Here is a 23,511-nt window from a genome sequence, read left to right on the forward strand (position 1 = left end):
TGCCCGCTCACCCTCGGGCCGCGATTCCCCGCGCCGAGGCCGCGACCGCGACTCGGCCTGGCCTGGCCCGGCCTTGCCCGGACCCTGCACCTCGGCTTCCCGGACCCGGACCCCGGGCCGGGGCTGTTCTCATGCCCCGGGCTGCCCGAGCGCTTGGCTGCCGGGCCGCTGTTCCCCCGCCGCGCCTCCGCTTTCTCTGCGGAACGCTTTTCCGGCCAAAAAGGTTGCTTCCCGTCTTGACCTTGCGAGCCGCGAACCCCCTCCAACCACCCTTTCGAGTGACCGCGAGCAAATCCACCGGCACGCTGACCAGCGGAAACCCGATTCAGCGGGATCGAGCCGGTGTTCTGAGCATAGCCAAGGTGCAGCCAACCAGAGCAGCCAGGGCGGCCGTTTGGAGGAGGGTGTACAGGACTGGGCTGGGTCCGATGACGGCTACTGAGCTGCCGACGTAGGTGAAGTTGTCGCCCATCAGCATGGAGCCCAGGTACAGGAAGAGTTCCGGCACGGTGTGGGCGAGCAGGGCTGCGGGGGTGAAGGCGCGGAGGCGGGGGTTGGGGAGGTTGGTCAGGGTGACCAGGAGGCACAGCGCGCCGAGGGCCGCCCAGGGGAGCAGGGCGCCCAGGGCGCCGGCGCGGGTGGTGAGGCTGGCGGTGGAGTAGCCGTTGGGGATGGCGACGAACAGCAGGATGAACTGGACGGCCAGGGCGGTGAGGACGCCGTAGGCGGGGCCGCGGGTGGGTGGGATGAGGGTGGGGCGGACGGGTTTCGGGAAGGGGGTCAGGCGGAGCAGGAGGAGGGCGATGAGGGCTGCCACGGCCAGGAACTGGAGCCAGGCCAGGATGTCGCCGCGAGCGTGGATGGAGGTCAGGGCATCGGCGGCAGAGCCCAGGGTGCTGCCGGCGAGCAGGCCGAGGCCCAGGTGGGCGCGGTCGTTGGGGTGTCGTAGCCAGGTGAGGCCGAGGAACATCAGGGTGAACCTGGCCGCCAGGTAGAGGACCGCGACCAGGGTGGCGGTGCCGAGGGTGTCGGTCCAGTTCCCGATGGTGGTGACCGCGACCGCGGCGGCGGCGATGGGGAGCAGGGCCGGGTTGTGCGCCTTGGGCAAGGAAAACCGGGGTTGACTGTCCGGAGTGGACAGTTCGTGTTGCCAGGCCTGGACGGCGGCGAGTTTGCCTGCCAGGTCGGGGATCTGGGCCAGGCCGAGGCGTTCCCGCAGTCCCGCGGTGAGGGTGGCCACCGGCATGGTGGCGGTGTAGGGGCCGAGCAGGTGCAGGGCGGCGGGGAGGCGGCCGCAGAGCAGGGTGAGGTCGTCGACGGGTTCGGTGGCTAAGCGGGCGGTACCCAGGTAGGGGGTCAGCAGGTCGCGGGCGGCTTGTGGGGTGAGCACGTCGAGGACGAGGGGGCGGGCGCCGTGGGTGGCGTACAGGGCGGGTAGCGCGCGGCGGGTGGTGACCACGGCGAAGGCGGCGGCGCCGGTGGGCAGCAGGGGGCGGACCTGGTCGGCGTCCCTGGCGTCGTCGAGGACCACCAGGATGCGCCGGTTGGCCAGCAGCTCGCGGTAGAGGCCCAGGCGGGAGTCGGGGTCGGCGGGGATGCGGTCGACGCCGAAGGCCTCCAGGAAGCGGTGCACCACGTGGTCCGGGCGGACCGGCAGCGCGTCGACCGAGCCGCGCAGGTCGGCGTAGAGGCAGCCGTCCGGGAAGTCGGCGGCGGACTGGTGCGCCCAGTGCAGGGCCAGTGCGGAGCGGCCGAGGCCGGGGGCGTCCTGCACGCCGGAGACCACCGCGACCCGGGCTCCGTCGGCGCGCAACGCGGTCAGGGTGGCCAGTTCGCGGTCCCGGCCGACCAGGTGGCCGGGAATGCCGGGCAGCTGGCGCGGGGTGCGGAGGGGGGCGGGGCCGGGGCCGAGGTGGATGTCGCCGTGCACGTCCCTGATCTGCCAGGCATCGCCGCCCACCGAGCCGCTCAGGTCGTTGTTGCTGCCCCCGGGCGGAGTGTCATCGCTCACCGGACCTGCATGACACACCGGTGCCAGGCGCGCAACCGTCACGCACCGTTCATCGCCGCAGAACTGCCGCTGCCCGACTCCGCGACCCCGCTCCCCGAAGGAGTGAGTGGCGGCGGCTAGGTTTGGCGGCGATGTTCTCCTCCGCCAGTTCCCCCGGTCCCGGCGCGCCCTGGTCGCGTCCCCCGCAGCTGGCCGCCGAGGCGCCCGCGGCCCCGGCCGCGCCCAGCGTGGACCCGGAGCAGGCCGTGGAGTTCCTGGAGCTCTTCCACGCCGAGCACCCCGACGCCGGGGACGTGCGGACCCGGATCCAGTGGGTGCGCGCGGAGATCGAGATGACCGGCGGCTATCAGCACACCAGCGCGGAGCTGGCCTTCGGCGCGCGGGTGGCCTGGCGCAACAGCGCCCGCTGCATCGGCCGCCTGTACTGGCGCAGCATGAAGGTCCGGGACCTGCGCGCGGTGCACCGGGCCGAGGAGGTCGCCGCGCAGTGCTTCGAGCACCTGCGCCTGGCCTACAACGGCGGACGGCTCCGCCCGGCCATCACCATCTTCGCCCCCGACCTGCCCGGCCGCCCCGCGCCGCGGATCTGGAACGAGCAGCTGCTGCGCTACGCCGGCTACCCGGTCGGCGACGGCACCGTGCTCGGCGACCCCCGCTACACCGGGTTCACCGCCCAGGTGGACCGGATGGGCTGGCAGCGGCCACTGCCGCGCGGCCCGTTCGACCTGCTGCCGCTGGTGGTGGAGACCGCCGCGGAAGGGCCCCGGCTGTTCGACCTGCCGGCGGATGTGCGCGAGGAGGTGCCGCTGACCCACCCGGACCTGCCCTGGTTCGGCGAGCTGGGCCTGCGCTGGCACGCGGTCCCGGCGATCAGCAACATGACGCTGTCCATCGGCGGCGTCTGCTACCCCGCTGCCCCGTTCAACGGCTGGTACATGGGCACCGAGATCGGCGCGCGCAACCTCGGCGACACCGGCCGTTACGACGCGCTGCCCGAGATCGCCGAGCGGATGGGCCTGGACACCAGCTCGGAGGCCACGCTGTGGCGGGACCGGGCGCTGGTGGAGATCAACCGGGCGGTGCTGCACTCCTACCAGGTCGCCGGGGTCGCCATCAGCGACCACCACACCGAGTCCCAGCGCTTCCTGGCGCACGTGGCCAAGGAGGAGAAGGCTGGTCGTACCTGCCCCGCGGACTGGAGCTGGATCGTCCCCCCGATGTCCGGCTCGCTCACCCCGGTGTTCCACCGCTACTACGACACCGAGCACCTGCGCCCGGAGTTCACCCTGGACGAAGAAGCCGCCCGGCGCGGGCAGCTCGGCAGCCCCGAGCACTTCGCGAGCAGGCCGCATACCGCGGGTACTGCTCCGGATGTGTGGAGTTGGCTGCGCGGCAAGGTCGCGGTCGGCGGCTGAGCCCGTTCGGCGGCCCGGACTGCCCCGCCCGGCTCCGCGCGGGCGGCCGAATGGCGAAGATCGACTGATACGGACAGTGGTCACCCGATCACCGCGCGTTGTCCCCGGCGCGGGTGGCGGGTTAGGGTCCGCTGCGCTGACACCTCGACGGCCGCCCGCTCACCTGGGGTGTGCGGGCGGCCGTCGGGTCAGCCGGGTGGTTCAGTCCTGCGGCAGGGCGGACATGTCCATGTAGGCGAGCTCCCAGACGTGGCCGTCCAGGTCGCGGAAGCTGCCGCCGTACATGAAACCGAGGTCCTGGAACGGCTTCCACTCCGAACCCCCGTTGGCCAGCGCGGTGGAGACGAACTGCTCGACCTCCTCGCGGCTGTCCGCGGACAGCGCGTTGAGCACCTCGGTGGTGTTCGGGTCGCTGATCTCGCCGTTGATGAACTCCTTGAACTTGGCCTCGCCCAGCAGCATCACCGAGATGTTCTCCTCGATGTTCATGCAGGCCGTGTTCTCGTCGCTGAACTGCTCGTTCGCGGTGAACCCGAGCTTGGTGTAGAAGTCGCGGGCGGCGGCGACGTCCTTGACCGGCAGGTTGATGAAGATCATGCGCATGACGGGATTCTCCTGATGTCTCGGGGTGGGCGTGGTGGATTCTGCGCGAAAGGTCTGACAAATCAAGCGGAACGGCGCGGGCGGCGCGCCCAGGCGATGACCCCGGCGAGCACGCCGAGGGTGACCGTGGTGATGGCGAAGACCGGGGTGCCGAAGACAACCACCTGGTAGTAGGTCGCGCCGGCCATCAGCAGCACCAGGCCCAGCCCGGCCGCGGCGGCCAGTCGCGGGATGACCAGGCCGATCGCCCCGGCCAGCTCGACGATGCCGATGAACAGGCGGAACCAGTCGCCGCCGAGGGTCTCGAAGATGCCGACCGCGGTGGCCTCGCCGACCAGCTTCGGGATCGCGGCGGCAACCAGGAAGAAGGCGGCGAGCAGGCCCTGGAGCACCCAGAGCGCGATGTTCCCGGCGCGGGAGGCGGGCTTGGCGGTGACGGCGGCGGTGCTGGCGATGGTGGTCATCTCTGGCTCCCCAGTTCGTTCCTCGCTGTGGTCTCACCCGTACTGACCGGGGCCGCTGCGCAAACTCATCGGCGCCCGCCGAACTTTTTTCTGACGGGGGTGTCTGTACAGGTCAGAGGCCATGAAGCAGACTGGGGCCGCCTTGTCGCGCACCAACTGGGGAGAGGAACAACGGTCGTGGTCTCCACGGAGAAGCCGCTTGAGGACGAGTTCCTCGGGCAGGCCAACCAGTACCGGCGGGAGCTGCTCGCGCACTGCTACCGGATGCTCGGCTCGGTGCACGACGCCGAGGACCTGGTGCAGGAGACCTACCTGCGCGCCTGGCGGGCCTACGAGAAGTTCGAGGGCCAGTCCTCGCTGCGCACCTGGCTGCACCGGATCGCCACCAACACCTGCCTGACCGCCCTGGAGAGCCGGGCCAAGCGGCCGCTGCCGACCGGGCTGGGCCAGCCCGGCTCGCAGGCCGAGGACCCGTTGGTGGAGCAGGCGGAAGTGCCGTGGCTGGAACCGATCCCGGACAGCGCGGTCGGCCTGGACTCCGGGGACCCGGCGACCATCGTCACCGACCGGGAGAGCATCCGGCTGGCCTTCGTGGCCGCGCTGCAGCACCTGCCGCCGCGGCAGCGCGCGGTGCTGATCCTGCGGGATGTGTTGCAGTGGAAGGCCGCCGAGGTCGCCGAGGCGGTGGACATCTCGGTGGCCGCGGTGAACAGCACCCTGCAACGCGCCCGCGCCCAGCTGGACTCGGTGCGCCCGAAGCAGGACGCGGTCGCCGAACCCCTCAAGGCGGACCAGCGGGAGCTGCTGGAGCGGTACGTGCGGGCCTTCGAGGCCAAGGACATCAACGAGATCGTGTCCCTGTTCACCGCCGACGCGGTGTGGGAGATGCCGCCGTTCACCGGCTGGTACCAGGGCGCGGCCAACATCGGCAGGCTCATCGACACCGCCTGCCCGGCCGAGGGTCCCGGCGACATGAAGCTGATCCCGGTCAGCGCCAACGGCCAGCCCGCCTTCGGCCTCTACATGCGCGAGGGCGAGGTCTACAAGCCGTTCAACCTGCCGGTGCTCACCTTGGGGCCCAACGGGATCACCCACGTCTCCAGCTTCTTCGACCTGTCGCTGTTCGAGAAGTTCGGACTGCCCGCCCAGATTCCGGTGTAGGGCAACAGCTCCGCGTCCGATGACCGCCAGATCAGGGCGGCCCGGTCCAGCAGGCTACGAGTCATGAACGAACTCACCAGCCGGACCGCCCTGGTCACCGGCGGCAGCCGGGGCATCGGCGCCGCCATCGCCCGCGCCCTCGCCGAACGCGGCGCGGACGTGGCCATCACGTACAACACCAACGCCGAGGCCGCGGCCAAGGTCGTGGACGAGATCAAAGATCGCGGCGGGCGTGGCCTGGCCGTGCAGGCGGACAGCGCCGACCCGGTGGCGGTCACCAGCGCCGTGGCGGCGACGGTGGAAACCTTCGGCGGGCTGGACATCCTGGTCAACAACGCCGCCGCGTTCGAGTTCGCGCCCCTGGCAGAGCTCAGCGCGGAAGCGGTGAACCGGACCCTGGCGGTCAACGTGCGCGGCCCGCTGCTGGCCGCCCAGGCCGCCGCCCCGCACCTGGGCGAAGGCGGGCGGATCATCACCATCGGCAGCAACGTGGCCGACCGGGCCGTCTTCCCCGGCTTCGCGCTGTACTCGATGAGCAAGAGCGCGATGACCGGCCTGACCAAGGCGCTGGCCAGGGAGCTGGGTCCGCGCGGCATCACGGTGAACCTGGTCAGCCCCGGCCCGACGCAGACCGACGCGGCCCCGACCGACCCCGGTTTTGTCGAGGCCATCAACGCCTTCACCGCGCTGGGGCGCTTCGCCACCCCGGCGGAGATCGCCGCGGTGGTGGCGTTCCTGGCCACCCCGGCGGCCCAGTACGTCACCGGGTCCACCGTCAACGCCGACGGCGGGTTCACCGCCTAGCCCGAACGGCCGTCGCCGCGCCAGGGGGCTTTTCTCCTGGCCCGGCAACGGAATCAGACCGTGACCTGACCGGCCTCGCCTACGTCATCTGGCGGACGGTATTTACCGCGCGCCCGTGATCCCATGGATCGGTGGAGTTCCCGGTCTTCTTCGCCCAGACCTGCCCAGGCATGCTCGCGCGCGCCCTCATGCTCACCGACAACCGCCAGGACGCCGAGGACGCGGTCCAGGAGGCCTACGCCGAGGCGATGCGGCAGTGGCCCGAGCTGGCGCACCGGGGGCCGGAGGAATGGGTGTACCGGGTGGTCAAGCGGCGGCTGTGGGCGGCGGCCCGGCGGTGGCGGCGGCACCGGCCCCTGGAACTGGTGGTCGCGCTGCCCGCGCGCTGCTCCACCGAGGAGGCCGCCCAGGTCCGCCTGGTCCTGGACGGGCTGGCCCGGTTGCCGCGCAAGCAACGGGTGGTGGCCTACCTGCACTGGGTGGAAGGCCGCACCGCGGCCCAGATCGCGGCCGAGCTCGGCACCGGCGAAGGGGCGGTGACCGCGATGATCGGCAAGGCCAAGGTGCTGCTGGACAACCTGCTCGGGCTCACCGGGGTGCGCGACCGGGAGGCGCTGACCGGGCGGGTCCGCCGGGTCGCCCTGCCCGACCAGCCTGCCGATGACGTGGTCACGGAAGCCTTGCGGCGCACCGAGAGCGTGCTGCGGGCCGGGGTCGAGGAGGACGCCGAGGCCCTGGCGCGGGTCGCCGGGCGGCTGGGGCTGCCGTGATCTCCCGGGTGCTGGCGACCGTGCGCGGGCTGCTCGCCGTCGGGCTGCTCGCCGGGTTCTACGTGCTCGCCGCCTGCCTGGTGCTCGGCTACCTCGGCCTGGTCGTGCTCAGCCTGCACAACATGACCCTGGCCACCAACACCAGCATCAACTACCACCTGCCCGTGCTGGTCGCCGCGGGCGGGGTCCCGGTGCTGCTGGGCGTGATCCGCGGCGTGCTGGCCACCAGCTCCACCGGCCACCTCGAGCAGGGCTCGGTGCTGCTCACCCGCGCCCAGGCCCCGGTGCTGTGGCGGACGGTGGAGGAGCTGGCCGAGCGGGCCGGGGCGCCGGTGCCGGATGAGATCCGGCTGACCGCCGAGGCCAACGCCGCGGTCACCGAGGACACCCGGATGCTCGGCCTGCTCGTCGGCGAACGCCGCCTCTACCTCGGGTTGCCGCTGCTCACCGGGCTGCCCCTGGAAGAGCTGAAAGCCGTGCTCTGCCACGAGCTCGGCCACTTCGCGGGCCGGCACAACCGGTTCGGCGCGGTGGTCTACCGCGGCGCGCTCGCCCTGGACACCGCGCAGGAGGAGATGAGCCGCGCGGTCTCCCTCAACGCGCTGGCCCGCATGTACGCCAGCCTGATCATCTTCGCCATCCGCGCCTACGCTTGGTGCTACGCGCGGATCGCCTTCGCCGTGCTGCGCCGCCAGGAGATCGAGGCCGACCGGGCCGCCGCCGCCGTCGCCGGGCCCGAGGTCACCGGCGAGGCGCTGCGCTCCACCCTGGTGCTGATGGCCGCCTGGACCGACTTCCGCACCCGCTTCCTCGATCCCCTGGCCGCCGCGGGAGCGGTGCCGGACGACCCGTTCAGCGCGTTCGAGGCCATGCTCAACGACCCCGACTACCGCGATGTGCTGGCCCAGCACCGCAACGCGCCGCCGGAGACCGCGCGCACCATCCTGGACACCCACCCGCCGCTGGCGCAGCGCCTGGACTACCTGGCCACCCTGCCGTCACACGCCAACGCGCCCCGCGAGCCGCGGCCGGGGCTGAACCTGCTCGGCGCGGACCCCGGGGTGGCCGCGCGCCGGGTCGCCGCGGCGATGCGCGCGCAGGACGTCAAGCCGATGCCGTGGCGGGAATGGGTGCGGCTGGCCTCGGGCAGCCACGTGGACCGGCACCTCGCCTGGCTGCGCCCGGCCGTGGCCGAGCTCAGCGGTCCCCGGCGCGAACCCGCGGAGCTGAGCATCGACACCGCCCTGGACCTCCTGGAGGCCGGTCAGACCCAGGACCTGGCCGAACGGGTTGCCACGCGAGCCGGAGTGGAGGCCGAGCGCGGACCCGACCTGCTGCGCGCGGCGCTGGTCAGCCTGCTCGGCGCGGCACTGGTCGGGGCGGGCGCGGCCAGCTGGACCGCGCCCTGGACCGGCACGCCCAAGCTCATCGTCGGCGACCCGGGCTTCGAGCTCACCGACCTGGTGCAGCGGGCCATGGACCACCCGCGCGAGGTGGCCCGGCTGCGCCTGCACCTGGCCGCGCTCGGCGTGGACAGCCGCACACCCCACCCGGCCGCCAAGCCGGTCGGCGGGACCACGGAGCTGCGGCTGGGCATCGCCGACCCGGAGATCAGGGCGGCCGGCAAGCGGACCCGCAACCTGAGCCTGTGGAGCGCCGGGATCGTCGGCGCCGCGGTGCTGCTGGCGCTGTTCGTGTTCAAGGAGGAGCCCAAGCCGGTGCGGCCGCCGGGCCTGACCTACAACCCGTTCCTCAACCGGACCCCGATCTACACCCCGGTCTACCCGGGGCTGCCCAGCTACCGGCTGCCGACCATCGTCATGCCCACGATCCGGATCAACCCCAGCGACCTGCGGCCGGTCACACCACGACGCACCGGTCGCTGAAAGTCTGAGCTGGGCGTTGGCGCGAGACAACAGGACCAGCTATATTTGCTAGCCCTGAGCGCATAAGAAATTGACACAAGAAAACGTGTCTGGCACGAGTTTAGTAGAGGGGACGCCCGCTTGTCAACCGACGAGGATTTGCGGACGGCGGAGCTGGATCGCGAGCAGGAGCACGTCTCCATGCTGTACGGGCGGCTGGACGGGCTGCGCGCCCGCGCGAAGAACGAACTGACCAAGACCCTGCGAGAGGCCCCCGGTGGCAACCTGTCCGCGGGCACCGAGCGCGATGTCTCGGCCGCGCACTACAACCGGCAGCTCGCCCAGTACAGCGCGGTGGAGGCCGGGCTGTGCTTCGGCAGGCTGGACTTCGACAACGGCGAGGCCAGGCACATCGGCCTGATCGGCATCTTCGACGAGGACAACGAATACGAGCCGCTGCTGATGGACTGGCGCGCCCCCGCGGCCCGCCCGTTCTACCTGGCCACCGGCGCCAACCCCCTCGATGTGCACCGGCGGCGGCACATCAAGACCAGGATGCGCAAGGTCGTCGACATCGACGACGAGGTCCTCGACATCACCGCCGAGGCCAAGGGCCGCCAGTCCCGGCACGGCGACGGCCTCACCGGCGAGACCGTGCTGCTGGCCGCGCTCAACGCCAGCCGCACCGGGCGGATGAAGGACATCGTCCAGACCATCCAGGCCGAACAGGACCGGATCATCCGGGCTGAGCTCTCCGGCGTGCTGGTGGTGCAGGGCGGGCCCGGCACCGGCAAGACCGCGGTCGCGCTGCACCGCGCCGCCTACCTGCTCTACACCCACCGCGACATGCTCACCCGCCGCGGTGTGCTCATCGTCGGCCCCAACCAGACCTTCCTGCACTACATCGGCGAGGTGCTGCCCTCCCTCGGCGAGACCAGCGTGCTGATGGCCACCCTCGGCGAGCTGTACCCGGGCGTGGTCGCCACCGGCCAGGAGTCCCCCGAGGCCGCCGCGATCAAGGGCGGCCTGGGTTTCCTGGACGTGCTCAAGGCCGCGGTCCGGGACCGCCAGGAAGCCCCGGAGGAGCCGATCGAGATCATGTTCGAGCGGCAGCCGCTGGTGCTCAAGCCCTCGGAGTGCCGGGGCATCGTCGGCCGCGGCCGCCGCTCCCGGCGACTGCACAACCTGGCCCGCCCGCTGGTCGAACGCGAGCTGCTGGAACGGCTGACCAGCAAGGTGGCCGGCAAGCTCGGCCGGGAGTTCCTGGACTCCGGCGACCTGGCCGACATCCGGGCCGAGCTGCGCGCCGAAGAAGAGGTGCGCGCGGCCATGGACCAGCTGTGGCCGGTGCTCACCCCCGAACAGCTGCTGCGCGACCTCTTCAGCGACCCCGACCGCCTGGAACGCGCCGCGCCCAAGCTCACCGAGGCCGAGCGGAAGCTGCTGCTGCGCGAGCCGGACGCGCCGTGGACCCCGGCGGACGTGCCGCTGCTGGACGAGGCGATGGAGCTGCTCGGCGTGGACGACCGCGCGGAGAAGGCCGCCGAGCGCAGGCGCCAGGAACAGCGCCGCGCCTACGCCCAGGGCGTGCTGGACATCCTCGACCTCGACGACGCGGCCGACCCCGAGATGCTGATGGGCTACAACCTGCTCAGCGCCGAACAGCTCGCCGACCGCTACGACGAGGTGGACACCCGCACCGCCGCCGAGCGGGCCGCCACCGACCGCACCTGGACCTTCGGGCACGTCATCGTGGACGAGGCCCAGGAGCTCTCGCCGATGGCCTGGCGGCTGCTCATGCGGCGCAGCCCCAGCCGGTCGATGACCCTGGTCGGCGACATCGCCCAGACCGGCGACCTGGCCGGGGCGAACTCCTGGCAGGAAGTGCTCGGGCCGTACGTCAAGGAGCGCTGGAAGCTCACCCAGCTGACCGTCAACTACCGCACCCCGCGCGAGATCATGGACGTGGCCGCCGAGGTGCTGGCCGAGCTGCCCGCCGGGCTCACCCCGCCCAGCTCGGTCCGGGACAGCGGGCACGCCCCGTGGAGCCGCCAGGTCGACCGCGGTGAGCTGGGCAAGCGGCTGGCCGAGCTGGTGCAGGCGGAGCTGGCCGAGGTCGGCGAGGGCCGGATCGGGGTGATCGTGCCCGCCGCCGAGGTCGCCGAGCTGGGCGAGGCGGTCCTGGAGGCGGTGCCCACCGCCGCGGTCGGGGAGAGCCCCGAGCTGGAGAACCAGGTGGTGCTGATGAGCACCCGGCAGGCCAAGGGGCTGGAGTTCGACGCGGTGCTGGTGGTGGACCCGGCGGAGATCCTGGCCGAGTCCCCGCGCGGCGCCAACGACCTGTACGTGGCGCTGACCAGGGCGACCCAGCGGCTCGGCGTGGTGCACACCGGGGAGCTGCCGCCCGCGCTGAGGGGCCTGACACAGGTCACCGCGAGCTAAGTTACCGACTGGTAGCCTACCGGGGATCTTCTCCAGGACGAAGGGACCGCAACGGTGGGCAACGAGGTGCTGTTCAACCCCGACAGCTACGACCCGACGCACCTGGACGCCGAGTCCCGGCGCCTGCTGCGGGCCACGATCGAGTGGTTCGAGTCCCGCGGCAAGCGCCGGTTGCTCGCCGACGCGCTGGACCGGGTCTGGTACGCGGAGTTCCTGGACTTCGTGCAGCGGGAGAAGCTGTTCGCGACCTTCAACACCCCCGCGGCCGAGGCGGGCGGCGACCCGGACAAGCGCTGGGACGCCGCCCGCAACGCCGCGCTGAGCGAGATCCTCGGCTTCTACGGCCTGCCCTACTGGTACACCTGGCAGGTCAGCGTGCTCGGCCTGGGCCCGATCTGGATGAGCGAGAACGCGCAGGCGCGGCGGCGGGCGGCCGAACTGCTGGAGCGCGGCGCGGTGTTCGCCTTCGGCCTGTCGGAGAAGGAACACGGCGCGGACGTCTACTCCACCGACATGGTGCTCACCCCGGCCGGCGACGGCGGGTTCACCGCGACCGGGGACAAGTACTACATCGGCAACGGCAACGTGGCCGGGATCGTCTCGGTGTTCGGCCGGCGCTGCGATGTGGACGGTCCGGAGGGCTACGTCTTCTTCGCCGTGGACTCCCAGCACGAGCGGTTCTCGTTGGTGCAGAACGTGGTCGACTCGCAGATGTTCGTCTCGGAGTTCCGCCTTCAGGACTATCCGGTGCGGGAGCAGGACATCCTGCACACCGGACCGGACGCTTTCTCCGCGGCGCTGAACACGGTCAACGTCGGCAAGTTCAACCTGTGCACGGCCTCGATCGGCATCGCCGAGCACTCCTTCTACGAGGCGATCACGCACGCGCACAACCGGATCCTCTACGGCAAGCGGGTCACCGAGTTCCCGCACGTGCGGCAGAACTTCGTGGACGCCTACGCCCGGCTGGCCGCGATGAAGCTGTTCGCCGACCGTTCGGTGGACTACTTCCGCTCCGCCACCGCTGAGGACCGGCGCTACCTGCTGTTCAACCCGATCACCAAGATGAAGGTGACCTCCGAGGGCGAGCAGGTGATCGACCTGCTGTGGGATGTCATCGCGGCCAAGGGTTTTGAGAAGAACACCTACTTCAACCAGGCCACCGCGCACATCCGCGCCCTGCCCAAGCTGGAGGGCACGGTGCACGTCAACCTGGCCCTGGTGCTGAAGTTCATGCCGAACTACCTGTTCAACCCGGCCGAGTTCGAGGCGGTGCCCACCCGGCACGACGCCTCCGACGACGAGTTCTTCTTCCGTCAGGGCCCGGCCCGCGGCCTGGGCAAGATCCGGTTCCCGGACTGGCGCGCGGTGTACGAGCGCTTCGCCCAGGTCCCCAACGTGACCCGCTTCCTGGAGCAGGCCGACGGCCTCAAGACCCTGCTGAGCACCGCCGCGCCCGATGAGGCGCAGCAGCGGGACCTGGACTTCCTGCTCAACCTGGGCCAGCTGTTCACCCTGGTCGTCTACGGCCAGCTGATCCTGGAACAGGCCGAGCTGACCGGGGCCACCCCGGACCTGCTGGATCAGGTCTTCGACGTGCTGGTCCGCGACTTCTCCGCCTACGCGGTCGCCTTGCACGGCAAGGCTTCCGCGACCGAGGCGCAGCGGGCGTGGGCACTGGGCTCGGTGCGCGGCCCGGTGGTGGACGCCGACCGGTTCGAGCGGGTGTGGACCGAGGTGGCCGCGCTGTCCGGCCGCTACGAGATGCGCCCCTGAGACGGCCGGACCCCAGCTCCGGCGCGGCCGCCGCCGGGTGGGCGGCGACCGCGCCGGAGCTGACCGGGCCGGGCTGATCAGCGGAAGGCGTCCGCGTGCTCGGCGACCCACTGCGCGAAGGTGCGCGCCGGCCGCCCGAGCAGCCGCTCGACGGTCGGGTCCACCGTGTAGCCCTCGGGCGGTGGGTCGGCGTGCCAGCCGATGACGTGGTCGACGGCCTCGGGCGAGTAGCCCGCCTGCCGCATCCGCTCCCTGGCCTGCTCCTCGGTCAGCTCGATGAACCGGACGTCCCGGCCGAGGCCGGCGCTGAGCACCCGGACCCGGTCCGCGTAGGTGAACACCTCGGATCCGGTGAGCACGTAGTCGCGGCCGGCGTGCCCGTCCTCGGTGAGCGTGCGCGCCGCCACCTCGGCGATGTCGGCCTCGTGGATCAGCGCGCTGCGCATCTCGGGGAACGCCTCGCGCACCACGCCCTCGGTGCGGACCGACTCGGCCCAGGTCAGCGTGTTGGACATGAACTCCATCGCCTGCAGCGTGGTCTGGGCCAGTCCGGCGTCGGTGATCGCCTGTTCCACCGGCCCGGTCTCGCCGCCCCACAGCGTGGTCACCCGGCGCACCCCGGCGTCGGCGGCCACCTTGGCCAGTTCGGGGCCGCTGCGCAGCGGGGCGCCGGTGGCCGCGTCGAAGGTGAGCAGGAACAGCGCGCTCGCCCCGGCCAGCGCGGGGCGAAGGCTGGCCGGGTCGGCCAGGTCGCCGACGGCCACCTCCGCCCCGGCCGGCAGCCTGGCCCGTTCCGGGTTCCTGGTCAGGCCGCGCACCCGGTGGCCGCGGCGGAGCAGCTCGGCGAGCACCTTGCCGCCGATGTTCCCGGTCGCCCCGGCCACTACCACGATTCCGTTGTCATTGATCATGTTTGGCAGGCTATTTCCTCCAGTTAGCTGGAGGTCAACCCGCGCTGTCGGCCGACCTGGAGCGGCCGCCTAGGATTCACCTCGATATGAGCGCCACACTCGTCGCCAAGGGTCTCGCCGCAGGGCATGGGGACCGTGTTCTGTTCTCCGGGCTGGACCTGGTGGTCGCACCGGGTGACGTGGTCGGGCTGGTCGGGGTGAACGGGGCGGGCAAGTCGACCCTGCTGCGCACCCTCGGCGGCCTGCTCACCGCCGAGGAGGGCTCGATCCGGCTCAACCCGCCCTCGGCGGTGGTCGGTCACCTGCCGCAGGAGCCGGAACGCCGTGCCGGGGAGTCGGTGCGGGACTTCCTGGCCCGCCGCACCGGGGTCGCCGCGGCGCAGGCGGCCATGGACGCCGCCACCGAGGCGCTGACCGCGGGAACCGAGGGTTCTGACGACGCCTACGCCGACAGCCTGGAGCGGTGGCTGTCCCTGGGCGGCGCGGACCTGGACGAGCGGATGGGCGAGGTGGTCGCCGACCTGGGGCTGACCGTGCGCCTGGACGCGCCGATGACCGGCCTGTCCGGCGGGCAGGCGGCCAGGGTCGGGCTGGCCTCGCTGCTGCTGAGCCGCTACGACATCTTCCTGCTCGACGAGCCCACCAACGACCTGGACCTGGACGGCCTGGACCGCCTGGAGGCCTTCGTCACCGGGCTGCGCGCCGGCACGGTGCTGGTCAGCCACGACCGTGAGTTCCTGGCCCGCACGGTCAACCGGGTGGTCGAGCTGGACCTGGTTCAGCAGCAGATCCGCTCCTACGGCGGCGGCTACACCGCCTACCTGGCCGAGCGCGAGGTGGCCCGGCGGCACGCCCGCGAGCAGTACGAGGACTACGCCGACACCCGCTCCGCGCTGGAGGCCCGCGCCCGCACCCAGCGGTCCTGGATGGAGAAGGGCGTCAAGAACGCGCGCCGCAAGGCCGGGGACAACGACAAGCAGGGCCGCAAGTTCCGCAGCGAGTCCACCGAGAAGCAGGCCTCCAAGGCGCGGCAGACCGAGCGGCTGATCGAACGGCTGGACGTGGTGGAGGAGCCGCGCAAGGAGTGGGAGCTGCGGATGGAGATCGCCGCCGCGCCCCGGGCCGGTGCGGTGGTGGCCACCCTGCGGGCCGCGGTGGTCCAGCGCGGCGGGTTCACGCTGGGGCCGGTGGACCTGCAGATCGACTGGGCGGACCGGGTGGCGATCACCGGCGCGAACGGGGCCGGGAAGTCCACCCTGCTAGCCGCGCTGCTGGGCCGCGCCGAACTGGCCTCGGGTCAGGCCGCGCTCGGGCCGGGTGTGGTGATCGGCGAGGTCGACCAGGCCCGCGGCCTGTTCCTCGGCGACCAGCCACTGGTGGAGGCCTTCCAGGCGGCGGTCCCGGACCAGGCGCCGGCCGAGGTGCGCACGCTGCTGGCCAAGTTCGGGCTGACCGCGGTGCACGTGATGCGCCCGGCCGCGACCCTCTCCCCCGGTGAACGCACCAGGGCCGCGCTCGCCCTGTTGCAGGCCCGAGGGGTGAACCTGCTGGTGCTGGACGAGCCGACCAACCACTTGGACCTGCCCGCGATCGAACAGCTGGAACAGGCCCTGGCCACCTACCCGGGCACGTTGCTGCTGGTCACGCACGACCGCCGGATGCTGGACACGGTGGCCACCACCCGGCGGCTGCACGTGGAGAACGGCAAGGTCACCGACCGCTGACCGGGTCGCGCCGCCGGGCGACGCGACCCGGCGGGCTCAGCGCGGCAGGTGCGACTGGACCCACTGCTCGATGCCGTCGGCGGTGATCGGCAGCGCCTGGGACAGCACCTGGTTGCCGGTCTCGGTGACCAGCAGGTCGTCCTCGATGCGCACGCCGATGCCGCGCAGCTCCGGCGGCACGGTCTCGTCGTTGGGGTGGAAGTACAGGCCGGGCTCCACGGTCAGGGTCATGCCGGCCTCCAGGTCGCCCCGGTGGTAGGCCTTGGGGCTGGCGGAGGCGCAGTCGTGCACGTCCAGGCCGAGGTAGTGGCCGATGCCGTGGATGACGTAGCGGCGGTGGTGCTGGCCGTTCTCCGCCATGGCCTCATCCACCGAGACCTTCAGCAGGCCCCACTCGTGCAGCCCGGTGGCCAGCACCTCCAGCGCCTTGTCGTGGAAGGCCTTGTACGGCGCGCCCGGCTTCACCTCGGCCATCGCCGCCACATGGGACTTGTGCACCAGGTCGTAGACCCGCCGCTGCGGTTCGCTGAAGGTCCCCGACACCGGGAAGGTGCGGGTGACGTCGGCGGTGTAGAGGGTGCGCACCTCGACCCCGGCGTCCATCAGCAGCGCGCAGTCCTCCGGGACCGGGCCGTCGCAGCGCACCCAGTGCAGCACCGGGGCGTGCGAGCCGGCGGCCAGGATGGAGGCGTAGCCGACGCCGTTGCCCTCGGTGCGGCCGCGCCGGTCGAAGGTGCCCTGCAGCCAGCGCTCGCCGCCGCGGCTGATCGCGTAGGGCAGCTCGCGGGCCACGTCCTGGAAACCGAGCACGGTGGCGTCGATGGCCTGCTGGAGCTGGCCGATCTCCCACTCGTCCTTGATCCGGCGCAGCTCGGACAGGGTGCGGCGCAGGGTCTGGGTCAGACTGGGGCTGCCGGGGGCCAGCGCGTCCAGCAGCGGCTCCACGCCGGCGGTGGTGAGCACGGCCGGGATGCTGCCGCGCAGCGCGTAGGGCAGGTCCTCGATCGGCTTGACCGGGATCTCCAGCGCCTCCGACCACTCCGCCAGGCCGGGGATGGGGCCGATCCAGAGCTCGCCGTCGCGGGCGCTGGCGAAGAAGTCGGTCTCCTCGCTGCGGGCGGGCTGGCGCAGGTGCAGCACGGCGTCGTGGCCGTCCCCGGCCGGGGTCATCACCAGCACCGCGCCCTCGGCCTGGCAGCCGGTGAGCCAGACGAAGTCGCTGTCGGCGCGGAAGTCGTAGTCGGTGTCGTTGGCGCGCACCGGCGCGCGACCGGCGGCCACCGCGATCCGCTTGCCCGGCAACGCGGCCGACAGGCGGGCGCGGTGCGCGGCGGCGGCCTTGGCCAGTCCGTCGGGCACCCGGACCGCGCGGTCCGCGGGTCCCCAGCCGCCGCCGATGACCGAGCGGAACCCGGCCGCGTCGATGGGCCGGATGGGTTCGCTCTTGGCGGGTTCGGCCGCCTCGTTCTGGCTCGCCACTGCTCCTCCTGTGTTCACGCCTGTACCTGCACAGTACGTTCCCTGGTGTAGAACCGGACGGCCGCCTTGCCCTGCTCCTTCTCGCCGTAGCCGGAGTGCTTCTCCCCGCCGAAGGGCAGGTGGAAGTCCACGCCGTTGGTGGGCAGGTTGACCTTGACCATGCCGGACTCGCTGCGCCGCACCGCGGTCAGCGCCGCGCCGAGGTCGGCGGTGTAGACCGAGGTGACCAGGCCGAACTGGGTGCCGTTGGCCCGCTCGAACGCCTCGTCGAGGCTCGCCACGCCCGCCAGTGCGGCGATCGGGCCGAAGACCTCCTCGTGGAACAGCGGCGCGTCCGGGGCGAGCCGGTCCACCACCACCGGGCGCACGTACCAGCCGTCGGCGGCATCCAGGTAGGGCGTGGTGAGCAGCCGTCCCCCAGCCGCTTCGGCGGCCGCGGCGGCGGTGAGCACCTGCTTGCGCGCGCCCTCGGTGATCACCGGCCCGAGGTCGGGGCTGTCGGCGGGGTCGGCCAGGCTCAGCCCGGTGACCGCGGCTGCCAGGCGTTCGGTGAACGGGCCGGGGTCGCCGACGACGAAGATCCGTTTGGTGGCGGTGCACTTCTGCCCGGCGTAGCCCATGGCGGCGCGGGCCACCTCGGCCGCGGCGCGGTCGAGGTCGGCATCCGGCAGCACGATGGTCGCGGACAGCCCGCCCATCTCGGCCTGCACCGGGATGCCGCGCTGGGTGGCGGCCGCGGCGATGATCCGGCCGACCGTGGTGGAACCGGTGAAGGACACCACGTCCACCGACTCCAGCAGCGCCGACCCGGTCTCCGCGCCGCCGGGAGTGACGGCGAACAGCCCGGCAGGCAGCACCCGGCCGAGCAAGGTGGCGATGCGCTGGGCGACCGCGGTGGCCTCCGGCGCGGGCTTGACCACCACCCCGTTGCCCGCGGCCAGCGCGGGGGCGAGCTTCCACACCGGGATGGCCAGGGGGAAGTTCCACGGGGTGACCAGCCCTGCGACGCCGCGGGCGCGGCGGGTGGTGAAGGCCAGGCCGCCGCCGGTTGGGTAGGTCTCGCCTGCCGGGTCGTAGGCCTGCTGGGCGTAGTAGCGCAGGATCGCGATGGACCTGGCGACCTCGGCGAGGGCTTCCTGCTTCGGTTTGCCGACCTCGCGCACGATCAGCGCGGCCAGCGCCTCGGCCGCCCGCTCGAACTCGGCGACGGCCGCGGTCAGCGCGGCCGAGCGGGCGGCGGGACCGGCGTCCTCCCAGTCGCGCCCGGCCTGGCGGGACTTGGCCACGGTGGCCTCGACGGCAGCGCGGTCCAGGGCCGCGGTCTCCAGCACGATGTCGCCGGGCCGTTGCGGACTGGTGGAGACGATGGTGCTCACAGCACGAACCCCCTCGGGAACGGATCGGTCGGGTCGAGCAGGTACTGGCCCATGCCGGTGATCCACGCCCGTCCGGTGACGGCGGGAATGATCGCGGGCCGGTCGGCCACGGTGGTCTCCTCGACGATCCGCCCGGTGAAGCGGGTGCCGATGAAGGACTCGTTGACGAAGTCCGCGCCGACCTCGAGCTCTCCCCTGCTGTGCAACACCGCCATCCGCGCGCATGTTCCGGTGCCGCAGGGGGATCGGTCGAACCAGCCGGGGTGGATGGCCATCGCGTTGCGGGCGTGCCCGCCGCCGCGGCCGGGCGCGGTGAACTGGACGTGCTTGCAGCCGTTGATGTTCTCATCCAGCAGATGCACGGGGCGGGCGGTGGCGTTGATGGCGTCCATGATGGACAGTCCGGCGGCCAGGATGCGGTCCTTCTCGTTGCGCTCGAACGGGATGCCCAGCTGTGCCAGGGGCAGGATGGCGTAGAAGTTGCCGCCATAGCCCAGGTCGTAGCGGACCTTGCCGTAGCCGGGGACCTCGACGGTGGCGTCCAGGCGGTCGGTGTAGGCGGGCACGTTCTGGATGGTGACGTGCCGGGCCCGCCCGGCACGCACCTCGACCTCGGCGACCACCAGCCCGACCGGGGTGTCCAGGCGGACCCTGGTCACGGGTTCGGTGACCTCGACCATGCCGGTCTCCACCAGCACGGTGGCCACGCCGATGGTGCCGTGCCCGCACATGGGCAGGCAGCCGGAGGCCTCGATGTAGAGCACCCCCCAGTCGGCCCCGTCGATGGTGGGCGGCTGCAGGATGGCGCCGCTCATCGACGCGTGGCCGCGGGGTTCGTTGACCAGCAGTTCGCGGATGTGGTCGAGGTGTTCGACGAAGTGCTCGCGGCGCGCGGCCATGGTCTCGCCGGGGATGACGCCGACGCCGCCGGTGATCACCCTGGTGGGCATGCCCTCGGTGTGGGAGTCGACCGCGCTGAAGTACCGGGCCGCGCGCACCTCAGCCTGCCCGCAGCGAGTCGACGGCCCGGACCATGTCCGCGTGCAGCCGGTCCAGCTGGGCGGGGGCGAGCGGTCCCCGGGGCGGGCGGCAGGGTCCGCCGTAGCGGCCGACGTGGTCCATGCCGTACTTGATGGCTTGCACGAACTCGGTGCGCGAGTCCCAGCGGAACGCGGCCACCAGCGGCTCGTACAGCGCCCTGGCCTCAGCGAGTTCCCCTTGCGTGGCAAGCTGGTAGAGCCGGGCGGACTCGGCGGGGAAGACGTTGGGAAACCCGGCGAACCAGCCGGAGGCGCCCATCAGCAGGCTTTCCAGCACCACGTCGTCGGCCCCGGCCACCACGGTCAGCTCCGGCGCCTGTTCCCTGATCTCCAGCACCCGCCGCACGTCGCCGGAGAACTCCTTGACCGCCACCACGTTCTCGATCTGGGCGATCTCGGCGAGCAGCGCGGGGGTGAGGTCGACCTTGGTGTCGATCGGGTTGTTGTAGACCATGACCGGCAGCCCGGCCTTGGCCACCTCGGCGAAGTGGTGCAGCACCTCGCCGGGGTTGGCCCGGTACATCGTCGGCGGCAGGCACAGCACCCCGTGCGCCCCGTCCTCGGCCGCCAGCTCGGCCCAGTGCCGGGCCTGGTGCGCGCCCGCGCCGTGCACGCCGACCACGACGATCCCGTTGTCCCCCACCGCCTCGATGGCGGTGCGGGCCACCGCGCGGCGTTCGGCGTCGGTGAGCGAGGAGTACTCGCCGAGCGAGCCGTTGGGTCCGACGCCGCGGCAGCCGTTGGCCACCAGCCAGCGGCAGTGCTCGGCGTAGCGGTCCAGGTCGGGCCGCAGTCCGGCGGGCGCGGCGGGGTCCTCGGCGTAGGGCAACGCGGTCGCCACGATCACGCCGTCCAGCTTCTCCGTGCTCAACTCAGCTCCTCCTCGTCCTCGACGGCGGCCAGGTCACTCAGGCGCACCGGTACGGCGATCGGCCGGTTCTGCGTGAACGGGGTGCCGGTGAGCTCCCCGACGTTGCGTCCGCAGACCCTGCCCTGACACAGTCCGAGCCCGGCCCGGCTGACGAGCTTCACCGCCCGCATGCCCAGCGCACCCTGTGCCACCGCGGCACACAAGTCGGACATCCGGACCTCCTCGCACCGGCACACCACGGTGTCCGCGGAAAGCCAAGTGCGCCAACCCTTTCGCACCGGATAAGCGGCCGCCAAGGCCCGCCCGAACCGCCGCCCGTCCCGCACCAGCCGCAGCGCCGCCACCGGGGCCGCGACCGTCCGACCCAGCCGTGCCGCGGCGGCACACCCGGCCACCGTGCCCTCGGCCGAGGCGGGCCCGGCCCCGGCGATCCCGGTCACCTCGCCCGCGGCGAACACCCCCGGCACGGAGGTCCGCTGCGCGGAGTCGACCAGCACGGCCCCGTCCTCGATCCGGCACCCGGCCGAGACGGCCAGTTCAAGCTGCGCGGTGAACCCGAACCCCAGGCACACCGCGTCAAGCTCAACAACCCGCTCGCTCCCGGCCACCACCCGCCACCCGGCATCCAGCCGGGCCACCGTCACCGCCTGCACCCGCGACTCCCCGTGCGCGGCCACCACCGCGGCCCCGAACCGCACCGGCACCCGCCCCCGCGCCAGCACCGCCCCGTACCCGGCCAGCTCGCCCACCTTCCCCAAGGCCCCCAACGGATCCCGCGCCCACCCCACCGCGCTGGAAACCCCGTTGGCCTCCACCAACCCGACCACCCGGGAACCCACCTCGAGCAGCGATCCCGCCACCGGCAACAGAAAGGGCCCGGTCCCACCCACCAGCACCCGCCGCCCGACCGCGACGCCCTGCCCCTTGGCCAGCGCCTGCGCCGCCCCGGCCGTGTACACCCCCGGCAGATCCCAGCCAGGAAACGGCAACACGCGGTCATAAGCTCCCGTGGCCACCACCAGCGCCTGAGTGTCCACAGTGGACATGGCTCGGCCAGGCGCGTCCGCGGCCCCGGTCTGCAACCGCAGCCGGTGCCCACCCGGCACCGGCTCCACCGCCCACACCGAGGTCTCCGGCCACCACTCGACCAACGGATGCGCGGGCACCAGCGCCGCCCGCACCCCGGACTGCCGCCGGTACTGCCCGCCCACCGCGGTCCCGCTGTCCACCAGCAACACCGGCGCCCCGGCCGAAGCCGCCGCCCACGCCGCCGCCAGCCCCGCGGGCCCCGCGCCGACCACCACCACCCGGTCCATCACACCTCCCCGATCTCCGCGCCGTCCTGCACCCGCACCACGTCGCCGTCGGCGAGAACCCGTTGGCAGGCCCGCACATCCGGCACCCCGTTCACCACGACCAGGCAGTCGAAACACACCCCGATCCCGCAGAACACCCCGCGCGGCCGCCCGTCCCGCCGGGTGCTCCGCCAGGACGCCCGCCCCATCCCGATCAACAACCCCGCCACGCTCTGCCCCGCCACCGCCTCAACCGCCACCCCATCCACGACGACCCGAACAGTCCGGCTTCGCCCGCTCATCCCAGCACCGCCGCCCGATCCACCCGGAACGGCCGCGGATCCACCCGCGGCTCCCGCCCCAGCACCAAGTCCGCCAACAGCTCCCCGGTAGCGGGCGCCAGCCCGATCCCGGCCCCCTCATGCCCGGTCGCATGCCACAACCCGGGCACCCGCGGATCCGCCCCGATGATCGGCAGATGATCCGGCGCATAAGGCCGGAACCCGCCGTAGGCCCGCATCACCGGCACCCCGCCCAGCACCGGGAACAACGCCATCGCCTTGACCGCCAGCTCCCGCAACACCCGCACCCGCACGGTGTCGTCGAACCCGGCCCGCTCCCGGCTGGACCCGATCAACACCGTCCCCGCCCGAGTGGCCTCCACCACCGCCGAGGTCTGCAACGCGGCATCCCCGCTGGCCACCGCCCCGACGTAGTCGCCGTCATAGACCTTGTGCGCCACCACATCCGGCAACGGCCCGGTCACCAGCACCATGCCCCGCCGCGGCAACACCCTGATCGGCGCCCCGGCCCGCGCCGCGAACTCCCCGGCCCACGGCCCACAGGCGTTCACCACCACCCCACACCGGATGAACCCAGCACTGGTCAGCACCCCACCGGACACCAGCCCCAGCGCCGTCACCCCGGTCCGCACCGGAATCCCCCGCAACAACGCCATCGCCGCCAGCACCGGCTGGACCTGGGCGTCCTCCGGGTAGTGCACGGCCCCGGTGACCCGCCGAGTCAGGTGCGGCTCCAGCGCCCACGGATCGTCCACCACCCTGGCGTCGACCCCGGCCTCCCGCTGCGCCGCCGCGAAGTCGTACAGCGGCCCCGGGTCGCCGGTGGCCACGGTCAGCCCGCCCTTGGCCTCCCACTCGACCTCGGCCAGTTCGGCCAGCGCCACGTCACCAGCTGGCCCAGCCAGCGAGCCGCCGCTTCCAGCCGCCCCACCGCCCGGCCCGGCCACCGCACCCGCCCCGGCCGCCGCCCGCCCCAGCTCCGCCAGCAGCTCCGGCCACCGCCGCCGCGACTCCACCGCCAGCTCCAGCTCCGGCCCCGGCTCCTTGTCCGAGACCAGCACATTCCCTTCCCCCGCCGCCGTGGTCCCCGAAGCGGGCGCGCCCCGGTCCAGCACCTCGACCCGCAACCCGGCCCGCCGCAGCGCGTAGGCGCACGCCGCCCCGACCATCCCCGCCCCGACCACCACGACGTCCGGCCGCAC

19 protein-coding genes are annotated in these 23,511 nt (G+C 72.6%); 8 read left to right on the forward strand and 11 right to left on the reverse strand.

Annotated elements, in window-relative coordinates; all coding sequences use genetic code 11:
- Positions 1–325: 325 nt before the first annotated feature.
- Entirely contained in the window at positions 326–2,011 is a 1,686-nt protein-coding gene (locus ACWDY5_RS08360) for a hypothetical protein (protein WP_449721589.1), read from the reverse strand.
- Positions 2,012–2,142: 131 nt separating this feature from the next.
- Here ACWDY5_RS08360 and ACWDY5_RS08365 point away from each other — a divergent pair, with 131 nt between their 5' ends.
- Positions 2,143–3,426: a nitric oxide synthase oxygenase gene (locus tag ACWDY5_RS08365; RefSeq protein WP_449721590.1), complete on the forward strand. Its 1,284-nt coding sequence runs from the start codon at positions 2,143–2,145 to the stop codon at positions 3,424–3,426.
- A gap of 201 nt (positions 3,427–3,627) precedes the next feature.
- Here the strand turns inward: ACWDY5_RS08365 and ACWDY5_RS08370 are convergent, their stop codons facing one another.
- Both ACWDY5_RS08370 and ACWDY5_RS08375 read right to left on the reverse strand, forming a co-directional pair.
- A complete protein-coding gene (locus ACWDY5_RS08370; protein WP_252482828.1) occupies positions 3,628–4,029 on the reverse strand; it encodes a VOC family protein in 402 nt (133 codons plus the stop codon).
- A gap of 62 nt (positions 4,030–4,091) precedes the next feature.
- Complete coding sequence (locus ACWDY5_RS08375) at positions 4,092–4,493, reverse strand: DoxX family protein (RefSeq protein ID WP_449721591.1); 402 nt, start codon at positions 4,491–4,493, stop codon at positions 4,092–4,094.
- 177 nt (positions 4,494–4,670) lie between these two features.
- Between ACWDY5_RS08375 and ACWDY5_RS08380 the strand changes: the two genes are divergently transcribed.
- From ACWDY5_RS08380 to ACWDY5_RS08405, 6 genes are all read left to right on the forward strand, one after another.
- Complete coding sequence (locus ACWDY5_RS08380) at positions 4,671–5,654, forward strand: sigma-70 family RNA polymerase sigma factor (RefSeq protein WP_449721592.1); 984 nt, start codon at positions 4,671–4,673, stop codon at positions 5,652–5,654.
- 63 nt (positions 5,655–5,717) lie between these two features.
- Entirely contained in the window at positions 5,718–6,458 is a 741-nt protein-coding gene (locus ACWDY5_RS08385) for an SDR family NAD(P)-dependent oxidoreductase (RefSeq protein WP_449721593.1), read from the forward strand.
- A gap of 131 nt (positions 6,459–6,589) precedes the next feature.
- Positions 6,590–7,228 (forward strand): RNA polymerase sigma factor, encoded by a 639-nt coding sequence (locus tag ACWDY5_RS08390; protein ID WP_449721594.1) that lies wholly within the window; start codon positions 6,590–6,592, stop codon positions 7,226–7,228.
- The gene (locus ACWDY5_RS08395) at positions 7,225–9,114 is read left to right on the forward strand and encodes a M48 family metalloprotease (RefSeq protein WP_449721595.1); all 1,890 of its coding nucleotides are present in this window, start codon (positions 7,225–7,227) and stop codon (positions 9,112–9,114) included. The genes ACWDY5_RS08390 and ACWDY5_RS08395 overlap by 4 nt, the downstream gene beginning before the upstream one ends.
- Positions 9,115–9,294: 180 nt before the next feature.
- Positions 9,295–11,535, forward strand: coding sequence for a HelD family protein (locus ACWDY5_RS08400; protein WP_449721713.1), 2,241 nt, complete (start codon positions 9,295–9,297; stop codon positions 11,533–11,535).
- 66 nt (positions 11,536–11,601) lie between these two features.
- Positions 11,602–13,311: an acyl-CoA dehydrogenase gene (locus ACWDY5_RS08405; protein WP_449721714.1), complete on the forward strand. Its 1,710-nt coding sequence runs from the start codon at positions 11,602–11,604 to the stop codon at positions 13,309–13,311.
- 77 nt (positions 13,312–13,388) lie between these two features.
- On the opposite strand, the gene ACWDY5_RS08410 is transcribed toward ACWDY5_RS08405, so the two are convergent.
- Positions 13,389–14,222 carry an NmrA family NAD(P)-binding protein gene (locus ACWDY5_RS08410; protein ID WP_449721596.1) on the reverse strand — a complete coding sequence of 278 codons (834 nt, stop codon included), beginning with the start codon at positions 14,220–14,222 and terminating at the stop codon, positions 13,389–13,391.
- Positions 14,223–14,308: 86 nt separating this feature from the next.
- Here ACWDY5_RS08410 and ACWDY5_RS08415 point away from each other — a divergent pair, with 86 nt between their 5' ends.
- A complete protein-coding gene (locus tag ACWDY5_RS08415) occupies positions 14,309–15,946 on the forward strand; it encodes an ABC-F family ATP-binding cassette domain-containing protein (RefSeq protein ID WP_449721597.1) in 1,638 nt (545 codons plus the stop codon).
- 36 nt (positions 15,947–15,982) lie between these two features.
- Here ACWDY5_RS08415 and ACWDY5_RS08420 read toward each other — a convergent pair whose 3' ends face one another.
- The 7 genes from ACWDY5_RS08420 to ACWDY5_RS08450 are packed head-to-tail and all read right to left on the reverse strand — an operon-like array spanning position 15,983 to position 23,511.
- Positions 15,983–17,425, reverse strand: a complete 1,443-nt coding sequence (locus ACWDY5_RS08420) for an aminopeptidase P family protein (RefSeq protein WP_449721598.1) — start codon at positions 17,423–17,425, stop codon at positions 15,983–15,985.
- 14 nt (positions 17,426–17,439) lie between these two features.
- Positions 17,440–18,801, reverse strand: a complete 1,362-nt coding sequence (locus tag ACWDY5_RS08425; protein WP_449721599.1) for an aldehyde dehydrogenase family protein — start codon at positions 18,799–18,801, stop codon at positions 17,440–17,442.
- Positions 18,798–19,799, reverse strand: a complete 1,002-nt coding sequence (locus ACWDY5_RS08430; RefSeq protein WP_449721600.1) for a proline racemase family protein — start codon at positions 19,797–19,799, stop codon at positions 18,798–18,800. Before ACWDY5_RS08430 ends, ACWDY5_RS08425 begins: the two co-directional genes overlap by 4 nt.
- 1 nt (position 19,800) lies before the next feature.
- Complete coding sequence (locus ACWDY5_RS08435) at positions 19,801–20,712, reverse strand: dihydrodipicolinate synthase family protein (protein ID WP_449721601.1); 912 nt, start codon at positions 20,710–20,712, stop codon at positions 19,801–19,803.
- Positions 20,709–22,028: an FAD-dependent oxidoreductase gene (locus ACWDY5_RS08440; RefSeq protein WP_449721602.1), complete on the reverse strand. Its 1,320-nt coding sequence runs from the start codon at positions 22,026–22,028 to the stop codon at positions 20,709–20,711. The genes ACWDY5_RS08435 and ACWDY5_RS08440 overlap by 4 nt, the downstream gene beginning before the upstream one ends.
- Entirely contained in the window at positions 22,028–22,309 is a 282-nt protein-coding gene (locus ACWDY5_RS08445; protein WP_449721603.1) for a (2Fe-2S)-binding protein, read from the reverse strand. Before ACWDY5_RS08445 ends, ACWDY5_RS08440 begins: the two co-directional genes overlap by 1 nt.
- Entirely contained in the window at positions 22,306–23,511 is a 1,206-nt protein-coding gene (locus ACWDY5_RS08450; RefSeq protein WP_449721604.1) for an NAD(P)/FAD-dependent oxidoreductase, read from the reverse strand. Before ACWDY5_RS08450 ends, ACWDY5_RS08445 begins: the two co-directional genes overlap by 4 nt.

This window comes from Crossiella sp. NPDC003009 (assembly GCF_053591555.1).